This is a genomic window from Marinobacterium jannaschii DSM 6295 (assembly GCF_000620085.1).
In the GTDB taxonomy this organism is placed as follows: Bacteria; Pseudomonadota; Gammaproteobacteria; order Pseudomonadales; family Balneatricaceae; genus Pontibacterium; species Pontibacterium jannaschii.
This window is the reverse complement of sequence record NZ_KK211064.1, coordinates 403,048-420,578: the sequence shown is the minus strand read 5'-3', so window position 1 is coordinate 420,578 and position 17,531 is coordinate 403,048. Positions and strand designations below refer to the sequence as shown.

Below are 17,531 nucleotides of genomic sequence, written 5' to 3'. Positions count from 1 at the left end.
CTTTTTGGGGTGCTGAGCTATACTCCAGCAAAGGATTGAAAGGATTATTAACGAATGCTCATTCAGCGCAGTATACAGCTGACAACCCTGGCGCTAACGCTGTTGTTGGCGGCAATGGCCGCCAAGTGGACCTGGCAGCTGGTTGCATTGAGCCATCCGGCCCCGCTTTCCCTTTCCCAGCCTGATACTTCTGTGGCGACAGGCACTGCAGTGTCACCCTCCTATGACCTTAGCGCCATTATCAACGGCGCGCTGTTTGGTAAGGCCGCAGAAAAGCCCGTTACCCGCGTCGTTCAAGCTCCCCCGAAGCAAGCCCAAGCTTCGCGTTCCCGTTTACAGCTGATCGGCGTTATTGGCGGCAGTAAAGGCGCAGCCATTGTCCGTAATGGCTCGAAGCAGAACACCTATCTGGTCGGTGAATTTATGAACAAGGACCAGTCGCTGCAGCTGGTCTCTGTTGCCAGTGACCATGCCATCCTGCTGCGCAACGGCGTGCCTGAACGGCTGACGCTGGTAGGTTCACGCAAGCCGTCCCGAATTAATACCGCAAGGCCCGCCCGTCCGGATGAAACCAGCCGAGATGTGGATCTGAACGAATCACGCTTCAGGCGTCTGATCGGCGATGCCCGCCAGACGTTGGCAACCAATCCGCTGAGGCTGACCCGCTTCATGAATATCCGTCCGGTGCAGAAGAACGGCAAGCTACAGGGCTATAGCATTAACTCCGGCCAGGATCGTCGCCTGTTCCAGGCGCTGGGCCTGCAAACCGGCGATCTGATCAGCAGTATTAACGGTCGCGCCGTCAGCGATATGCAGCTGCCCGATGTCTATGCTTCATTACAACAACAGGATTCCGTGCAGATCGAGATCATTCGAAACGGTACCCCTCTGCAATTTAACCTTCAGTTCTAGGTAGTAAACATGACGTTTCTATCCCGCAGCCTGACCCACAATATGGCCCGCACTCTGGCACCGACTCTGCTTCACGGTCTGCTGATGGCCTCCGTAGTCGCCCTGTCCTTACCGGTTCAGGCTGCCGATCAGAATGCCGCGACCGAGCAGGAATACACGCTGGATATGCGCGGCGCCGATATCCTGGAGTTTATCAATACCATCGCCAAGCTGACCGGCAAGACCATCGTGGTTGACCAGAAGGTGCGCGGCAAGGTGGATATCCAGAGCCCGCGGAACCTGACGCCGGAAGAGCTGTATGAGGTGTTTCTGGTTCAGCTGAGTGTCAACGGCTATGCCGTGGTCGACACCGGTAACGGCATTCTCAAGGTAATACCGGCGCAGGGGGCCAAACTGGAAGGGATCGCGCTGCAGAACAACGCCATCAAGGCCAGTGAGGAGATCATCAGCCGCGTCGTGCGGGTCGAGAACGTCAATGCCAACCAGCTGGTGGCTACCCTGCGTCCGCTGGTGAATAACAAGACCGGCATTATCGCCGGGTACGACACCTCCAACGTCATCCTGATCACCGACCGCGCCTCCAATGTGCGTCGTCTGGTGCAGATTATCAGCCAGGTTGATAAGGCCGACTCCCAGACTCTGGAACTGATCCCGCTGAAGAACGCCTCCGCCAGCGAATTGCAGCGTATTCTCGCCAACCTCAATAAACCGGCCCAGAAAGGCAAGTCGGCCAGCAGCGTACTGATCTCCGCCGACAACCGTACCAATACCCTGATTATCCGCGCCGATGATAATGAACGTCGCCGCCTGCGCCGCATCGTTACGGCATTGGACTCTAATGTAGAGAGTAACTCCAACACCAAGGTGCATTATCTTAAGTACGCTAAGGCGGAAGACCTGGTGAAGGTTTTGCAGAGTGTCAGCGATGCGATGCTGAAGGATGAGGAGCAGAAGCAGGGCAAGGACAGCAAGGCCAACCGCAACAGCAGTATCAATATCGACGGTCATGAGGCGACTAACAGTGTGATCCTGTCCGGCAGTCCGCATCTGATCAAGTCACTGGAAGATGTGATCCGCAAGCTGGATATCCGCCGTGCCCAGGTTCTGGTCGAGGCGATCATCGTCGAACTGACCGAGACCAAGGCCAAGGACCTCGGTGTACAGTGGCTGTTCCGGGGCGACCCGACGTCCGGGGATGTACCACTTGGGGTGGTCAACTTCCGTAACAACTCCACCGGCATTATCGATGTGCTGGGCGCCCAGCAAAGCGGTAATGTGGCCAATTCCGTCGGCGCTATCCGTAATGGCGCCACGCTCGGCTTTGGTAATATCGACTCCAACGGTTTCAGCTTTGCCGCGCTGGTACAGGCGCTGGCAACCGACAGTGAGTCCAATGTGCTCTCGACACCCAGCCTGATGACGCTGGACAATGAGGAAGCCTCAATCCTGGTAGGCCAGGAGGTGCCGATCATCACCGGCTCCACGGCCAGCAGCAACAATACCAACCCGTTCCAGACCATCCAGCGTAAGGACATCGGCGTGAAGCTGACCGTGACGCCGCAGATCAATGAAGGCAATGCAGTGGCACTGGCAATCGAGCAGGAGGTCTCTTCGCTTTCCGGCCGCACCGAGGCCGATATCATCACCAATAAGCGTATCGTCAACACCACGGTGCTGGTGGATGATGGCTCGACTATCGTGCTGGGCGGTTTGATCGACGAGGATGTGCAGGAATCCACCTCCAAGGTGCCATTGCTGGGCGATATCCCTTATCTGGGCCGGGCGTTCCGCTCCGATAACAGCCAGAAGGTGAAGCGTAACCTGATGATCTTTATCCGCCCGACCATTATCCGCGATCGCAGCGCCATCGCTTCGGTCAGTCGTGAAAAGTACAACTATATGCACGCCCGGCAACTGGCCCAGCAGGAGGAAGGGATCAAGTTGTTCCCTGAACTACCGGTACCTCAGCTGCCGCAGTGGCCGGCACAGCAGCTGAATCCGGATCGTCCGAAGCCGGCCGAACCGGACTATATTTTTCCAAACCTCGATCGCTGACAGGGGGCTAAATCATGCAGTCCAGCCCACTCCTGCCCTACGGCTTCGCCCGTAAGCAGCGCCTGCTGCTGGTAGAGAATGAACAGGGTATCGATGCCCTGTTTACCGACCGTACCGCTCCGGCCGCGCTGGTGGAGCTGGAACGGATCTGTCAGCGCCCCTTCAGCATCACCCGGCTTGACGAAGAAAGCTTCGAAGAGCAGCTGGCAGCGGCCTATCAGGCCTTTAATCAGCAGGGGATTGAAGCGATCTCCGAACTGGACGATGTGGTGGACCTGGATAAGCTGGCCGATCAGATCCCCGAGTCAGAAGACCTGCTGGAATCCCAGGACGATGCGCCGATTATCCGCCTGATCAACGCCCTGTTTACCGAAGCACTCAACCACAAGGCCTCTGATATCCATATCGAGTCCTTCGAGCGCAGCATGTCGGTGCGGCTGCGGATCGATGGCGTACTGCAGGAAATCCTCACCCCCAGTCAGGGTTTGGCACCGCTGCTGGTGTCCCGAATCAAGGTTATGGCGAAACTGGATATCGCCGAGAAACGCCTGCCACAGGATGGCCGTGTCTCGCTGCGGATCGGTGGCCGGGCACTGGATGTGCGTGTTTCCACTATCCCCTCGATGCATGGCGAGCGGGTGGTGATGCGTCTGCTCGACAAACAGGCCTCACGCATGGACCTGCACAGCCTCGGTATGCCCCAGGCGATCGAAGCCCGCTTCAGTGAACTGTTGCAGCAGCCCAACGGCATTATTCTGGTGACCGGCCCGACCGGTTCCGGTAAGACCACCACACTCTATGCCGGCCTGACCCAGCTCAACAGCCGCCACCGCAATATCCTCACGGTAGAGGACCCGATCGAGTACGCCCTCGAAGGGGTTGGTCAGACACAGGTCAATGCCAAGACCGGGATGACCTTCGCCAAGGGGCTGCGCGCTATCCTGCGACAGGACCCGGATATCGTGATGATCGGTGAGATCCGTGATAAGGAGACCGCCCAGATCGCGGTGCAGGCCAGTCTGACCGGTCACCTGGTGCTATCGACCCTGCACACCAACGACTCTATCGGCGCCATTACCCGACTGATCGATATCGGTATCGAGCCCTACCTGATCGCGTCCAGCCTGAAAGGGGTACTGGCGCAGCGTCTGGTGCGCACCCTCTGCCAGCACTGTAAGCAACCCGGTGAGCTGGGCTACAACGACGCTCTCTCCCTGGGTGACAGTGCCGCCTGCGGCCAGACCATTTTTGAAGCGGGCGGTTGCGAGCAGTGTAAGCACACCGGCTACAGCGGCCGTAAGGGTCTGTACGAGTTACTGGTGATCGATAAGGATCTGTCGCGCCTGATCCATGACCGGGCCAGTGAGCATCTGCTGGCATCACAGGCCGCCGACAACCTCAGCACTATGCTGGACGAGGGCCGGGCGCTGGTACTGGCCGGCGAGACCTCGGCCGCCGAGGTATTGCGGATGGTGAAGGAGAGCAGCCAAGATGCCGTCGTTTGAGTATCTGGTCCTTAACGCCAGCGGCCAGAAGCAGCGCGGCTTTGTCGAGGCGGACTCGGAACGACAGGCACGCCAGCAGCTGCGCGATCAGCAACTGACGCCGGTTCGGATCAAGCAGAGCGAAACCCGCCAGGGCCGCAGCCGCCAGCTGTTGACGCGCCGCATTCCCGGCAGCGAACTGTCACTGTTTACCCGCCACCTGTCCGCCCTGATCGCCTCCAGCGTACCGCTGGAAGAGGCCCTGCAGGCCTGCGCCAACCAGACCGGTCACCGCCAGCTGAAAGCGGTGATCCTTAACCTGCGCAGCCGGGTGATGGAGGGCCATAGCCTCTCCTATGCGCTGGAAGAGCAGCAACAGTTTTTCCCGCCGATCTACCGCGCGCTGGTCAGTGCCGGTGAACAATCCGGTGACCTGGCCCAAGTACTGGTGCGGCTGGCGGAACATACCGAGAAAAGCCAGAAACTGCACAACCAGGTGGTACAGGCCTCGGTCTATCCGATCGTACTGACGCTGGTCGCTGTCGGCGTAGTGGCCCTGCTGATGATCTATGTGGTGCCCAAGGTAGTGGAACAGTTTGCCCATGTCGGTCAGGACCTGCCCCTGCTGACCCGCATAATGATCAGCATCTCCGACTTTATCAGTCAGTATGGCCTGATCAGCGTCGCCCTGACGCTAGCCTTGCTGGCGTTATTGCGCAGTCTGTTCAAGTCGCCAAAGCGCCGCCTCTGGCTGCACCGCAAGATGCTGTCGATGCCGCTGATTAAGGGCCTGATTATCCGCATGGACAGTGCCCGCCTGTTGTCGACCCTGAGCATCATGACCAGCAGCGGTGCGCCGCTGCTGGAAGCGCTGGAAACCAGCAAGGCCACTGTCAGTAACCTGTATATCCGCCAGCAGGTGGAGCTGGCCGCGACCCAGGTACGCGAAGGCCGCAGCCTGAGCAAGACCCTGGGTGAAAGTGGTATTTTTCCGCCCATCGCGATCTATATGATCGCCAATGGCGAACAGAGCGGCAGCCTGGACCGGTCGCTACAGCAGGCGGCCGACCAGCAGGAGGAGGAACTGAACAGCTTCATCGCGATCGCCACCAGCCTGATGGAACCGCTGCTGATCGTGATCTTCGGCGCCATTGTACTGTCGATCGTGCTGGCCATCCTGCTGCCGATACTGCAACTGAACAATCTGACCCAATTCTGAGTGAAGGAGATAAACGAGTGAAGCCACGTAATAACCGACAAGCAGGGTTTACCCTGCTGGAGATCATGGTGGTTGTGGTGATTCTGGGCCTGCTGGCAGCCATCGTCGCACCCAACGTACTGCAGAATCAGGATACCGCCATGGTAAAGAAAGCCCAGGCCGATATTGCGGTACTGGAGCAGGCGCTGGATCTCTACAAAATGGAAAACCACCGCTATCCGACCACCGATCAGGGGCTGGAAGCACTGGTCAGCAAGCCGGATAACGGACCTGAAGCCAAGAACTACCGCAGCGAAGGCTATATCAAGCGTCTGCCAAACGATCCCTGGGGCAACCCTTACCTCTACCTGAGCCCGGGTGAACACAGCACGGTCGACGTCTATTCCCTCGGCGCCGATGGCGAAGATGGCGGCTCTGAACTGAATGCCGATATTGGCAACTGGTAAGCCCGGCCAACAGGGATTCACCCTGCTTGAGCTGGTGATCGTGATCGCACTGGTGGCAGTTCTGTCCGCCAGCGTGATGATCACCCTGACACCGGCCAGTGACGACCCGTTGCAACAACAGCGCCTGCGCCTGCTGCAGCTGAGCCATAAGGTACTGGAGCAGGCCGTGCTCTATAACCGCCGGGTTGCCCTGCAACTGCGCCAGGAAACCGGCATCAGCGCACTGGCTTACCACGAAGGCAAATGGCAAGTGCTGGAAGATGAACAGTTCAGCAGCCTGCCCCTGCCCGCCGACCTGCAGTGGAACCTGAGTATCCCCGGCAAGTCCTTCAGCTCGACCGACCTTGATACCCCGGTTGAGCCACAGATCCTGTTTACTCCGGACGGGCTGGTCAGCAGCTTCAGGCTGGAGCTGAGCTGGCCACCCTATGATGATCAGATACTGGATGACAGCGCCTTCTACGCCCCGGAGATCAGCGATGAATAACGCCCGATACCGGCGCCAGACAGGCTTTACCCTGCTTGAAGTGATGGTGGCACTGGCGATCTTTGCCCTGACCGCCAGCGCTTATGTGCGCATTATCGGCAACAGCGCCCACAGTCTCAGTATCGTCGAGCAGCGGCTGCTGGCGCACTGGGAAGCCCGCAATCAGATGGTGATGGCACAGCTGGAAAAGCGTCAGGATCGCAGCGGTGAAAGCCAGCAGGCGGGACTGAATCTGAAATGGAGTCTCAGCCGCAAAGTTACCGATGATCCGCGCATAAAACGGCTGGAAGTCAGTGTCACAGATCAGGCCGGACAGCAGACCCTCGCCACCCTGACGGGCTTTCAGTATGAATAAGCCTGCCAGACAACAAACCGGCTTCACTTTATTGGAACTGCTGATCGCCGTGGCCCTTCTGGCCCTGCTCGGCCTCGCTGGCGCCCTGACGCTGGACAGCAGCATCCGCGCCGAAGAGAGGATCAGCCAGCGCGACCAGCAGCTACAACTACTCGATCGCGCCATACTGCTGCTGCAGCATGATCTGGAGCAGGCCCTGCCTCGCGCCAACAAGGCGCTCGAGGCTGATGTCGACGCTCGCGCACTGTGGGCATATCCCGAAGCCCGGCTATCTGACAATGTATTGCTGGAATTTGTTCGCCATAATCAGAGCCTCAGCCACCCGGTGTTGCAGCGGGTACGTTACCGCCTGGAGGAGCGGAGTCTCTGGCGTGATAGCATCGATCTGGCCGATCCAGCCGAACCACGCTGGCAAAGCCGCCGCCTGCTCAATGATGTCAGCGAGCTGAAGCAGAGTTTCTACCAGCAACGCTGGCTGGATGAGTGGCAGCCCAAAGGATCACAGCTAAAGCAGCTGCCGCAGGCGATCCGCATTGTGCTGTCGACCCGGCACTGGTCGGAACTGACCTTTATCCTGCCACTAGGGGTCTCCGCCAATGCATCCTGAGCGCGGCGCCGCATTGCTGACCGTACTGCTGCTGGTCGCCACGATCAGCCTGCTGGCTGTCGAACTGAGCGATAAGGTGCGCTTCAGCACCCAACGTACCCTTAACCGCGTCGATAACGACCAGAGCTTCTGGTATGCCCGCGGCGGCGAAGAGCTGGCCCGGGCCCAGCTGCAACAGGCCCTGAAAACCGGCAGCAGCGCCCTGAACACGCTGCTGGCGGAGGAAAACAGCAGCTTCAGTATCGATCAGGGTGAGATCAACTACCGGCTGGAGAGCCTGCACCAGTGCTTTAACCTCAATCATCTCAACCCGCAGAGTGATAACGCCGCCGGCAGCGATGGCGATGGCGATGGCGATGGCGACAGCAACGATATTTCCGACCGGGATGACAGCGACCAGGCCCGCACTAACGCCGACAATAGCAACAGCAACAGCAATAGCGACAACGGTATCGGCACGGACAGCAGCGAGAGCGATAACCAGCTCGACCCCGAACAGGCCAGTAAGAGCGATCACCAGCTGGCCCGGGAGCGCCTCAGTTATATCGCCGCAGCACTGGAGCTGGAGCCTCAGACAGCGGAACTGCTGCGCGACCGGGTGATCGACTGGATTGACAGCAACCGCGAGCCCAGCGGCTTCTCCGGGGCCGAGAGTGACTTCTATAACGGCCTGGAGCTTCCCTATCACAGCGCCGATCAGATGCTGGTCAGCAAGGCCGAGATCGACAACCTGCTGACGGACGAACAGCTCCCCGCGTCCCTGCGCGACCAGCTCTGCGTCCATCCCGGCTCACAGCAGCTGCGGATCAATCCCAACCAGCTCAAACCCGGCCAGGCCGGGCTGCTCAGCGGGTTACTGATGGGTAAGATTTCCAGTGACGAAGCGCTGGAACTGATAGAAGCCCGGCCACTTGAAGGCTACAGTGATATCAGTGCATTTTTTAAGGAATCGGTGCTCAGTAATAAAAAGCTCACCAGCCGGGACAAGGCGATCTTTTCACTCGATAGCCGCTTTTTCCGCGCCCGGGTTAAGGTCCGCCACTACGATAGCTACTTTAACCTGACTACACTGCTGCACTGGGATGGAAACCAAATGTTACCGCTTTATCGCCAATACGGAGGCGAGTTTTGAGTAAGTACCTGATTATCCGTGCCCACAGGAATCCGGACGCCGACTGCGACTGGTTATTGTGGGATAGCCAGAAACAGCAGCCGCTGGACAGCGGTCAGCTGCCCTGTGACCGGCTCGGCGAACTGGCCGAGCTCAGCAGCCAGCATCACAGCCTGCTGCTGATTCCCGGTCATGAAGTGTTGTACAGCCAGGCCATCCTGGCCTCGCGCAGCCGACTGGCGCTGGAAGCCCTGCCCTACCAGATCGAAGAACAGCTCAGCACCCCGCTGGAGGACAACCATATCGCCCGCGGCCGGGTACAGGATAATCGCGTTGAAATGCTGGCGATCAGCCATGAACGCATGCAGCACTGGCTCGACATGATCAATGCCAGCCAGCTGGATATCCGCTGTGTCAGTCCTGACTATCTGTTGCTGGACGATGCCAGCACACTGCGGGCTCAGGTCGACGGCGATCAGGTTCTGGTACGTGGCCCCGCTGTCGCCTGTACACTGTCGACCGGTACCTTCCGGCACTGGTGGCAGCTGCAACACGCGCTGCACACCACTGCCGATTCCGGCGAGACTGAGATCCCGACGCTGACGCTAACCACACCTGAGAACAGCTCACTGAGCATAGAAGGTGCTGAGCCACTGACGGCGCAGATGGCCCTGATCGAAACACTGGCCGCCGCCTACCAGCCGGGGCAGGTAGTCAACCTGTTACAAGGCGCTTTCCAGCTGCGTGACCGGGTGCAGGAGCAACTGCTCAACCTGCGCTGGCCTGCAGCAATCGCCAGCCTCTGCCTGCTACTCTATGGCGCGATGCTGTTTACCAGCAACCTGGAGCTGAAACAGAAAAAACAGCAACTCGACGACGCCATCGTGGCCACTTATAAGGACGCTTTTCCCAACGCCCGCCGCATCGTGAATCCACGCAGCCAGATGCGCAGCCAGCTGGCGCAACTGGAACAGAAGAACAGCGGCGGCGCACTGCTGCGCCTGCTGGAGCAGGTCTCTGCCGACCTGACCGGGGCGGGTATCAAAACCAGTGGCCTCCGTTACTCGAAAACCCCAATCCAGCTGAAACTGCAGCTTGAGGCTGGTAGCTTTGCCACCCTTGAGGGACTGGAGCAGAGCCTCAGCGCGAAGGGCCTGAGAACCAAACTCGGTACCCTGCTGCAGGATGGCAACCGGGTTAAGGGCTCTCTCACCGTGGCGGAGGTAAACTGATATGAAACACTGGTTCCTGACCCTGCCCCGCCGCGAACAGCGCCTGCTGCTGATCGCCGCCCCGCTGGTGCTGATGCTGCTGTTCTGGTGGCTGCTGATCAGTCCTCAGCAACAGCAGCAACAGCGGCTCACACAACAGATCGACGCCAAGGGCCGCACCCTGGAATGGATGCAGGCCGCGGCGGTGCAGGTTAAACAGCTACGCAAACAGGCTCCGGGTGCCCAGCGCGGCCAGAACCTGCGCCAGCTGGCAACCCGCCTGGCGAAACAGCAGAAGATCACCGTCAGCCGGGTACAGCCACTGAGTGACGGTCGCATCAGTCTCTGGGCTGAAAATATCCGTTATGAGGACAGCCTGCGTTTCTTCGACCGGTTGGCAAAACAGGGGGTACAGGTGGTGCAAACCCAGCTGACGGCGCAGAGCACAGCGGGTTATATCAACCTCTACCTGACCCTGAAACGGGGAGGTGCCGAATGATCCGCCGCCTGCTGATCCTGTTTATTCCCGCCTACCTGCTGGGGCTGATCCTGCTATTGCCGGTGAATACCGCACTGCAGCTGTTGATGCCGCAGGAACTGACGCCCCGGCCACAACTGGAGCAGGCCGAAGGCACCGTCTGGTCGGGTGACAGCCGCTCGCTCAAAATTGCAGAACTGAGCCTGAACAACCTCAGCTGGCAGGCCGACCCTCTGGCACTGGCCAGCCTCGACCTGGGCTGGAGACTGCGCAGCGACGAGCTGGAAGGCAGACTGAGACACTCGCTGATCAGCCAGCAGCTGAGTCATATCGAACTGCAGGCGCCCCTCTCCGGCCTGATCCCGCCCGCCTTTGGCTGGCTCAGCGCCTTCGGCGGCGAACTGACGGCCAGTGTTGAGCAGCCCCAGCAGTGCGACCAGGCCGGCGGCAAGCTGATCCTGAGTCAGCTGCAACTGTCCGATGAACTGAGCCTGCCGGCGATCAGTGGTGAATTAAGCTGCAGCGAGAACCGCTATCAGCTGAAACTGTCCGATCCGTCGAAACAACTCGGCCTCAGCGGTACCCTGGTACTCAATATGGATGGCCGCTATACACTCAACGCTAAGCTGCGCCCCAAAGAAAACGCGATAAGGCAACAGCTGGAAGGATTACTCGGCAACAGCCGCAACGGCAGCTTTAGCCTGAACTACAGTGGACGCCTGTAGTTTCACCGGCTGGCGAGGAGTTAAGGGCTGCCCAAGGGGTTTTACTCGCCAGCAAGGCGAAAACCGGGCCCAGTTACACAATAACCAGGCCCGAAACGTCACCGCCAGTAGAGCTCAAGGCGGCGAGACCGTTGATCAGCTGGCGACGCAGCTGCGTACCTCACCGCCAGCTGGCGCGGCGGCCTGATCCTTACCCGCCGCGTCTTGCGGAGAGATCACCCGCACCGTGGCAACTTTATTCTGAGTGAAGAAGTCGATACCTTCCTTACCCTGCACCTTATTGTTGCCTACCAGCGAGTCCTTGATTCCGCCGAATGGCATATACGGATGCGGCGCGCAGACGCCGACGTTAACGCCGACCATACCCACATCGGCCTCGTTGATAAACTTCTCGATGTAGTACGCATTCTGGGTAAAGATGCAGGCACCGTTACCCATCTTGTGGTTGCGGATCATACGCAGGCCACCGTCGATACAGCCTACTTTCATCACGCTCAGTACCGGGCCGAAGATCTCCTCCTGGGCGATACGCATCCCCGGCGTTACATCGGTGAATACCGTCGGGCCGACAAAGTAACCATCGCGGTTTTCCGCTGCCAGTTCCGGGTTACGGCCATCCAGTGTCAGGGTTGCGCCCCCTTCGATACCCAGCTGGATATAGTTCTCGATCCGCTCCTTGGCGTTGCGTGAGATCACCGGCCCCATAAACAGGTCCGGGTTCATCGCATCACCAATGCTCAGGTTCTTGGAAGCTTGCAGCAGGCGCTCGACAAACTCATCGTGAATTTCCGGCACACAGGCGATATTAGAAACCGCCAGGCAGCGCTGGCCAGCAGAGCCATAACCGGAGATCAGCACATTTTCGATCAGCTGATCCATCGGTGCATCTTCCATCACCATCATGAAATTCTTAGCACCGCCCAACAGCATGGTTTTCTTACCGTTACGGCCACAGCCTTCGGCGATCGCCTTGGCGGTTGGAGAGGAGCCCACCAGGCAGACACCGGCGACATCTTCGTCTTCATACCAGGCTTCAACCACTTCGCGGTCACCGTGTACCACATTGAGTACGCCCTTTGGCAGGCCCAGGTCGTGAATCAGCTGCATCATCTTCTGCATAAACAGCGGTGATTCGGTGGATGGCTTATACACAAAGGTGTTGCCGGTACCGATAGCAAAAGGAATGAACCAGCCAAACACCAGCGCCGGGAAGTTAAACGGCGCGACGCCACAGAATACGCCCAGTGGCGCTTTGATGATGCGGCCGCTGATGTTGTTGGCGATACCCGGTACGGTTTCACCCTGAATCAGCGCCGGAATGGTACAGGCCATCTCCAGGATCTCGATCACCCGCTGCACTTCACCCCGTGCCTCGGCAATATTCTTCGCCTGGTCCAGCGCAATCGCCTGCGCCAGCGCTTCCTTAGCGTCGATCATCCCCCGGTGCATGGCGAAGATATACCCCATACGCTTTGGCAGCGGGGTATCACGCCAGGCCGGAAAAGCGTCCGCTGCCGCCGCCACGGCCGCGCGTGACTCCCGCGCCGTCCCCATCGGCACTTCACCGATCACAGCCCCGGTCGATGGGTTATTCAGCGGCACCGACCCGCTGCTGTTCTGCTCAACCCATTCACCGTTGATATAGTCGCGGATACGGATCTGTTCAGTCTGACTCATCATTTACGCCTCTTGTTCTTATCTGGGGGCTGCAAAGCAATGCAGATTCGATAGCCCCAGTGTAAGAAGCGCCAGCCCCGGTGCAGAGAGCCAGTTAACCGCTGCTTTGAAGCAATCTGATACCCTGCCGAAGAAGGAGAAGAGTACGTCCTTGGTTCAGGGCACCAGCCGGTGCACCAGCTCGGCCAGTTTGCCGATACCGGGTTCGATCCGCTCGGACGGAATCGAGCTGTAACCCAGCTTGAAACAGTTTTGCGGTGGCCTGCCGCTGAAATACACCTCGCCCGGTTCGATCAGGATACTTTCGGCCCGGGCTTTCTCTGCCAGTACCCGGCTGTCCAGTGTCGGCGGGCCTTCCACCCAATAGGATGAACCGCCGAAGGTCGGCGGATTGGTACTGTCGGGCAAGTGGTGCTGCAGTGCCTCACGCATCAGCTGCCAGCGTTCCTTGTAGATCAGGCTCTGTCGGTTAATCAGGGCATCGTAATAGCCCCGGGCGATAAACAGTGCCACGGTGCGCTGGTTGTTCATCGGTGCATGGCGCAGCATCAGCCGCCGCAGCGCCTGCACCTCGCGGATCAGGGTTTCATCTGCCACCAGATAGCCCAGCCGCAGGCCCGGGGCCAGGGTCTTCGAGAAGCTGCCGACATAGACCACCCGCCCGGCATGGTCGATGCTCTTAAGCGCCGGACAAGGGGTGGAGGTGAAGTTGGCCTCAGCCTCATAGTCATCTTCGATAATCAGAAAGTCATGCTCGGCGGCGGCCGCCAGTAAGGCCTTACGACGCGGCAGGGACATGGTCACAGTGGTGGGAAACTGGTGACTGGGGGTGACATAGACACAATCACAGCCGGCCAGACGCTGATCGACCACCAGCCCCTCCTCATCCACCGGCAGCGGGAGCACCTGGGCCGGTCGGCTGGCGGCAATATTCCGTACATCCACATAATTGGGATTCTCGATGCCGAAACGATCCCCCGGCCTCAGTATCAGCTGGCTGATCAGATAGATGCCGTGCTGCGCACCCACGGTAATCAGGATCTGTTCCGGCTTAGCCAGTATGCCCCGGCGCGGCAATATATGGGTGAGGATATGCTCCACCAGCATCGGATCGTCCTGCAGCTGGTCCGCCGCCCAGTTACCCACGGCCGCCTCACTGACGGAGTCACGACTACACTCGCGCCACTGCTGGACAGGGAAACTCTGCGGGTCAAACTGGCCGTAGACGAAGGGGTAGCTGTAGCGCTGCCAATGCTTCTGCTTGACGATATTGCGCTGCTCGCTGGGACGCTGATGCAGGAATCGCTGCCAGTTGACCCGGTCATCGCCACGGGCGACCACCGGCTCAGGCCGGGCCACGGCAGTATATTCCGGATTAATATAATAACCACTGCGTTCACGGGAGATAATAACGCCGTCATCCAGTAGCTGCTCATAAACCCGGATCACCGTATTGCGGGATACGCTTAATAACTGAGCCAGTTTCCGACTCGAGGGTAAAGGCATATCGCGGGGGATATGGCCGTTAAGAATAGCAGCGGTTAGCTGCGCCCGTATTTGCTGCTGCAGGCTGCGACCGCTGTCGGTATCAAGATGAAAGAGATGGAATACCATAATGGAACGGCCCGTTAAGTACACTGATCGATGATTAAAACTATGAATATCTGCCGCTTATAAACAGAGCCAGACAATTTCGATCGGTGGTACCAGTCTGGTACCAATTGCAGCACTAAAGCCCGCTCTGGCCGCTTCAAGTGCAGCGGTTATCACCAGCCACCGGGAAGGCTGCTGTGACGTGGCTCAGAGCCATCTGCTAATAAATTAATAACAGAGTTATAAACAGCCTTGCACGAAAGGGGTTACGCACAGATTCTTATGCAGCGGATACTGATGTTTATCTGTGAGTAAAAACTTATACCCATGCCAGTGAAGGCTGGCAGATGAAGATTGAACAAAAATAACCCTTATTCATGAAACCCTTTAATATCAATACCTTTAGCAACAAGCAAAGACTATACACACACAGTTACACACAGGAACAGTGGGTATCTTTTTCTGTGTGTAACTTGGTGGTTAAGTTATGAAGAAGCTGTTAGAGGTTGTTTTTTAACCAGCCATTAAAGCACTTCCTGACGGCCTGGTGAAAAACAGTTTTCCACTGCAGGAGAAGATGGTTTACGGCTGTGGAAAAGTGAGGATTTTGCGGACTCAGGCTCGAGATCTTTAGATAACCTGTACTTATATCGATATATATAAATCAGATTAAAATATTACCGGGTGCAATTACCCGGAGGCTGGATAACTGAGTTAATCCTGTAGCAGACCACTCTTTTCTTCGGCCACTTTCTCAGGCCCCAGATTAAGATGTTCCACGGGTTTTGGTTTGCTATAAAAATACCCTTGCCCGAGGTCACAGCCATATTGCTGCAATATAATCTGCTGGGATTCTTCTTCAATACCTTCTGCAATCACCGATAAACCCAAGGTATGGGCCATCGCCACAATCGCCTCGACAATCTGCTGTCCCCGCTTATCTTCCATCATGCCAACCACAAAGGAGCGGTCGATCTTCAGGGTATCCACCGGCAACTCTTTCAGCTGCGCCAGCGAGGAATAACCGGTACCGAAATCATCAATGGCGATTCCCACGCCCATCCCCTTCAGTCGATTCAGCAGCATCAGTGCCCGGTCAAGCTGCTCCATCAGGACAGACTCAGTAATCTCCAGCTCGATCAGTGCGGGACTGACGCCGGTATCCAGCAGAATCTCCGCCAGGCAATCTGCAAACATCGGGTCCTGTAGCTGCCTCGGACTGACATTGATCGCCACCGGCAACAGCTCCAGCCCCTCTTTCTCCCTTTGCTGCAACATCATGCAGGCCTGATGGATCACCCAATACCCCACCTGTACGATCAGACCGTTCTGTTCGGCAACCTCAATAAACTCTCCGGGGTATCGCAGCGGCTGCCCCGGCACCTGCCAGCGCAGCAGGGCTTCCAGCATCACCGGACGGCGTCCGGGAAGTTCAACAATCGGCTGATAGTGAAGCCGCAGTTCATCGTGCTCCAGCGCGTGCCGGAGCTCTTCCTCCACCCGCAGCGACGCCACCACCTGTGACTGCATTCCGGGATCAAAAAACGCCACCTGATTCTTGCCCTGGCGCTTAGCGCTGTACATGGCAAGGTCGGCACTCTTCATCAGTGCAGCGGCATCCCAGCCATCGGCCGGGATCATAGCGATACCGATCGACATCGCCGTGACCACCTCGTGGCCGCAGAGGTTGGTCGGCCTGCTGACTGAACTCAGGATCTTATTAGCAACACGCTGGGCATCCTCGGCCGAGCGGATATTCAACAGCATAATGGCGTACTCATCGCCGCCCAGCCGCGCCACCAGATCCTGACCGCGCAGCACGTTCTTCAGCCGCAATGCCACTTCGACCAGTAACTGGTCCCCCGCTTCATGCCCCATGCTGTCATTAATGCGTTTGAAGTCGTCCAGATCCATGTAAAACAGCGCCGCCTGACTGTGTTCCCGCCGCATCACCTCTATCTGATGCTCCAGCTCCTGAGTCAGCAGACGGCGATTAATCAGCCCGGTCAGGGGATCATGAAAGGCGAGCTTTTCCAGCTCTTCGGTTTTTTTCTCGACCAGTTTCCGCAGCCGGTCAGGCTCGCGCTGAATCCGCGCAACCAGCGCTGACAGCAGCAGCGCCAGTAGGCCGCTAAGCAGCATCCCCTGCCAGAACGCGAACTGGCTCCCCGGATGGCGGCTGAGCCGCAGCATCCAATGGCCATTAGGCACACTGATCTGCACCTCCACCGCATTGGCATCCATCGCCGATTCCGAAGAGGCAAAGATATATTCGGGGCCAATCAGGTTATCGGCCCTCGCGATCTCGTAAGAGCAGCAGGTCCGCTCCAGCTTTCCCAGCTCAGAGGAAGCCAGTATCTTATCAATAAAGATCAATGCCGAAGCGAACCCCCAGAAGTGCTCATCGCCATCGGCCGTGGAGAGAAAGACCGGATTGCGACCGATAACGGCAACGCCGCCCTGTACCAGCTCAAAAGGGCCCGCCAGTGTCAGGCGGCGATCCCTCAGAGCCAGTGCCGCCTCGCGGTTTCGTGGCTGGCCATCCAGCAGGTTCAGCCCCAGCGCGCGTTCATTGCCCCTGAGCGGATAGATCTGCTCGATCACGCCATTCGGCGCCAGCTGCAGGTTGGAAACTTCCGGTACCGATACCATCAGCTCTTCTGCAACCGCTTCAAAGTTTTCCAGCTGACCACCGGCGCTCCGGACCTGCTGGGCAAGCACATAAGAGGCCGTCAGCGCCCGTGACAGGTGACGCTCAATCGCTGCGGCTTCTACCGACACCACTTCATTCAGCAGCATCCGTTTTTCCCGTTCGCTGATACCCTGCAACCACCAGACGGCATAGCTACAGAGTGCAAATGTCACCCCGAACACCAGCCCCAGTATCAGCAATCGCACTTTGTCCAAAAGCAATCCCTTCTATATCCGTGGTCGATCAAGCGCGATTCAGACGGCAAATCGTTTATGTCGGAAACAGCCTGCGCACCTTACAGTTTTAGACCCAGACAGCTGATTCAGCAACGCATTCACAGAAGTAAAAAGCCACAGCACTGTCACACGGATGTCATCCTTGAGCTTTAATCTGGTTCGCAGCTGATCAGGAAACGTATCGGCAGGGAAACGCCAGGGCAGGCACCTCCCATTACGCTCTAACTCCCACGGCACAGTCCT

General features: G+C 58.1%; 15 protein-coding genes. 12 read left to right on the top strand and 3 right to left on the bottom strand.

Annotated elements, in window-relative coordinates; genetic code table 11:
* The first annotated feature begins 54 nt into the window (after positions 1–54).
* Genes gspC through Q354_RS0117715 form a run of 12 tightly spaced genes read left to right on the top strand, consistent with a single transcriptional unit; the run spans position 55 to position 11,090 of the window.
* Positions 55–912, top strand: coding sequence for a type II secretion system protein GspC (gene gspC, locus Q354_RS0117770; RefSeq protein WP_027858770.1), 858 nt, complete (start codon positions 55–57; stop codon positions 910–912).
* 9 nt (positions 913–921) lie between these two features.
* A complete protein-coding gene (gspD, locus tag Q354_RS26380; protein ID WP_051560256.1) occupies positions 922–2,967 on the top strand; it encodes a type II secretion system secretin GspD in 2,046 nt (681 codons plus the stop codon).
* A 14-nt stretch (positions 2,968–2,981) separates the two neighbouring features.
* Positions 2,982–4,472, top strand: coding sequence for a type II secretion system ATPase GspE (gene gspE / locus Q354_RS0117760; RefSeq protein WP_027858769.1), 1,491 nt, complete (start codon positions 2,982–2,984; stop codon positions 4,470–4,472).
* The gene (gene gspF / locus Q354_RS0117755; RefSeq protein WP_027858768.1) at positions 4,459–5,670 is read left to right on the top strand and encodes a type II secretion system inner membrane protein GspF; all 1,212 of its coding nucleotides are present in this window, start codon (positions 4,459–4,461) and stop codon (positions 5,668–5,670) included. The genes gspE and gspF overlap by 14 nt, the downstream gene beginning before the upstream one ends.
* Positions 5,671–5,687: 17 nt before the next feature.
* The gene (gene gspG, locus Q354_RS0117750; RefSeq protein ID WP_027858767.1) at positions 5,688–6,116 is read left to right on the top strand and encodes a type II secretion system major pseudopilin GspG; all 429 of its coding nucleotides are present in this window, start codon (positions 5,688–5,690) and stop codon (positions 6,114–6,116) included.
* On the top strand, positions 6,094–6,603 hold the full coding sequence (locus Q354_RS0117745; protein WP_027858766.1) for a GspH/FimT family pseudopilin: 510 nt from the start codon (positions 6,094–6,096) through the stop codon (positions 6,601–6,603). The genes gspG and Q354_RS0117745 overlap by 23 nt, the downstream gene beginning before the upstream one ends.
* Positions 6,596–6,958 (top strand): type II secretion system minor pseudopilin GspI, encoded by a 363-nt coding sequence (gene gspI / locus Q354_RS26375; RefSeq protein WP_051560254.1) that lies wholly within the window; start codon positions 6,596–6,598, stop codon positions 6,956–6,958. The genes Q354_RS0117745 and gspI overlap by 8 nt, the downstream gene beginning before the upstream one ends.
* A complete protein-coding gene (gspJ, locus tag Q354_RS0117735) occupies positions 6,951–7,565 on the top strand; it encodes a type II secretion system minor pseudopilin GspJ (protein ID WP_027858765.1) in 615 nt (204 codons plus the stop codon). Before gspI ends, gspJ begins: the two co-directional genes overlap by 8 nt.
* A complete protein-coding gene (gspK, locus tag Q354_RS0117730; protein ID WP_027858764.1) occupies positions 7,555–8,697 on the top strand; it encodes a type II secretion system minor pseudopilin GspK in 1,143 nt (380 codons plus the stop codon). The genes gspJ and gspK overlap by 11 nt, the downstream gene beginning before the upstream one ends.
* Positions 8,694–9,908 carry a type II secretion system protein GspL gene (gspL, locus tag Q354_RS0117725; protein ID WP_027858763.1) on the top strand — a complete coding sequence of 405 codons (1,215 nt, stop codon included), beginning with the start codon at positions 8,694–8,696 and terminating at the stop codon, positions 9,906–9,908. The genes gspK and gspL overlap by 4 nt, the downstream gene beginning before the upstream one ends.
* Position 9,909: 1 nt before the next feature.
* On the top strand, positions 9,910–10,386 hold the full coding sequence (gene gspM / locus Q354_RS0117720; RefSeq protein ID WP_027858762.1) for a type II secretion system protein GspM: 477 nt from the start codon (positions 9,910–9,912) through the stop codon (positions 10,384–10,386).
* Complete coding sequence (locus Q354_RS0117715) at positions 10,383–11,090, top strand: type II secretion system protein N (RefSeq protein WP_027858761.1); 708 nt, start codon at positions 10,383–10,385, stop codon at positions 11,088–11,090. Before gspM ends, Q354_RS0117715 begins: the two co-directional genes overlap by 4 nt.
* A gap of 135 nt (positions 11,091–11,225) precedes the next feature.
* Here Q354_RS0117715 and mmsA read toward each other — a convergent pair whose 3' ends face one another.
* From mmsA to Q354_RS26370, 3 genes are all read right to left on the bottom strand, one after another.
* Positions 11,226–12,770 carry a CoA-acylating methylmalonate-semialdehyde dehydrogenase gene (gene mmsA, locus Q354_RS0117710; protein ID WP_211252282.1) on the bottom strand — a complete coding sequence of 515 codons (1,545 nt, stop codon included), beginning with the start codon at positions 12,768–12,770 and terminating at the stop codon, positions 11,226–11,228.
* Between the two features lie 153 nt (positions 12,771–12,923).
* Entirely contained in the window at positions 12,924–14,381 is a 1,458-nt protein-coding gene (pdxR, locus tag Q354_RS0117705) for a MocR-like pyridoxine biosynthesis transcription factor PdxR (protein ID WP_027858759.1), read from the bottom strand.
* Between the two features lie 693 nt (positions 14,382–15,074).
* Entirely contained in the window at positions 15,075–17,258 is a 2,184-nt protein-coding gene (locus Q354_RS26370; RefSeq protein ID WP_245601082.1) for a putative bifunctional diguanylate cyclase/phosphodiesterase, read from the bottom strand.
* Between the last annotated feature and the right edge of the window lie 273 nt (positions 17,259–17,531).

Coding starts and splice junctions, on each gene's coding strand:
- mmsA (WP_211252282.1), bottom strand. CDS start 12,770: ATGATGAGTCAGACTGAACAGATCCGTATCCGCGACTATATCAACGGT.
- pdxR (WP_027858759.1), bottom strand. CDS start 14,381: ATGGTATTCCATCTCTTTCATCTTGATACCGACAGCGGTCGCAGCCTG.
- gspE (WP_027858769.1), top strand. CDS start 2,982: ATGCAGTCCAGCCCACTCCTGCCCTACGGCTTCGCCCGTAAGCAGCGC.
- Q354_RS0117715 (WP_027858761.1), top strand. CDS start 10,383: ATGATCCGCCGCCTGCTGATCCTGTTTATTCCCGCCTACCTGCTGGGG.
- Q354_RS0117745 (WP_027858766.1), top strand. CDS start 6,094: ATGCCGATATTGGCAACTGGTAAGCCCGGCCAACAGGGATTCACCCTG.
- gspI (WP_051560254.1), top strand. CDS start 6,596: ATGAATAACGCCCGATACCGGCGCCAGACAGGCTTTACCCTGCTTGAA.
- gspJ (WP_027858765.1), top strand. CDS start 6,951: ATGAATAAGCCTGCCAGACAACAAACCGGCTTCACTTTATTGGAACTG.
- gspC (WP_027858770.1), top strand. CDS start 55: ATGCTCATTCAGCGCAGTATACAGCTGACAACCCTGGCGCTAACGCTG.
- gspM (WP_027858762.1), top strand. CDS start 9,910: ATGAAACACTGGTTCCTGACCCTGCCCCGCCGCGAACAGCGCCTGCTG.
- gspF (WP_027858768.1), top strand. CDS start 4,459: ATGCCGTCGTTTGAGTATCTGGTCCTTAACGCCAGCGGCCAGAAGCAG.
- gspD (WP_051560256.1), top strand. CDS start 922: ATGACGTTTCTATCCCGCAGCCTGACCCACAATATGGCCCGCACTCTG.
- gspK (WP_027858764.1), top strand. CDS start 7,555: ATGCATCCTGAGCGCGGCGCCGCATTGCTGACCGTACTGCTGCTGGTC.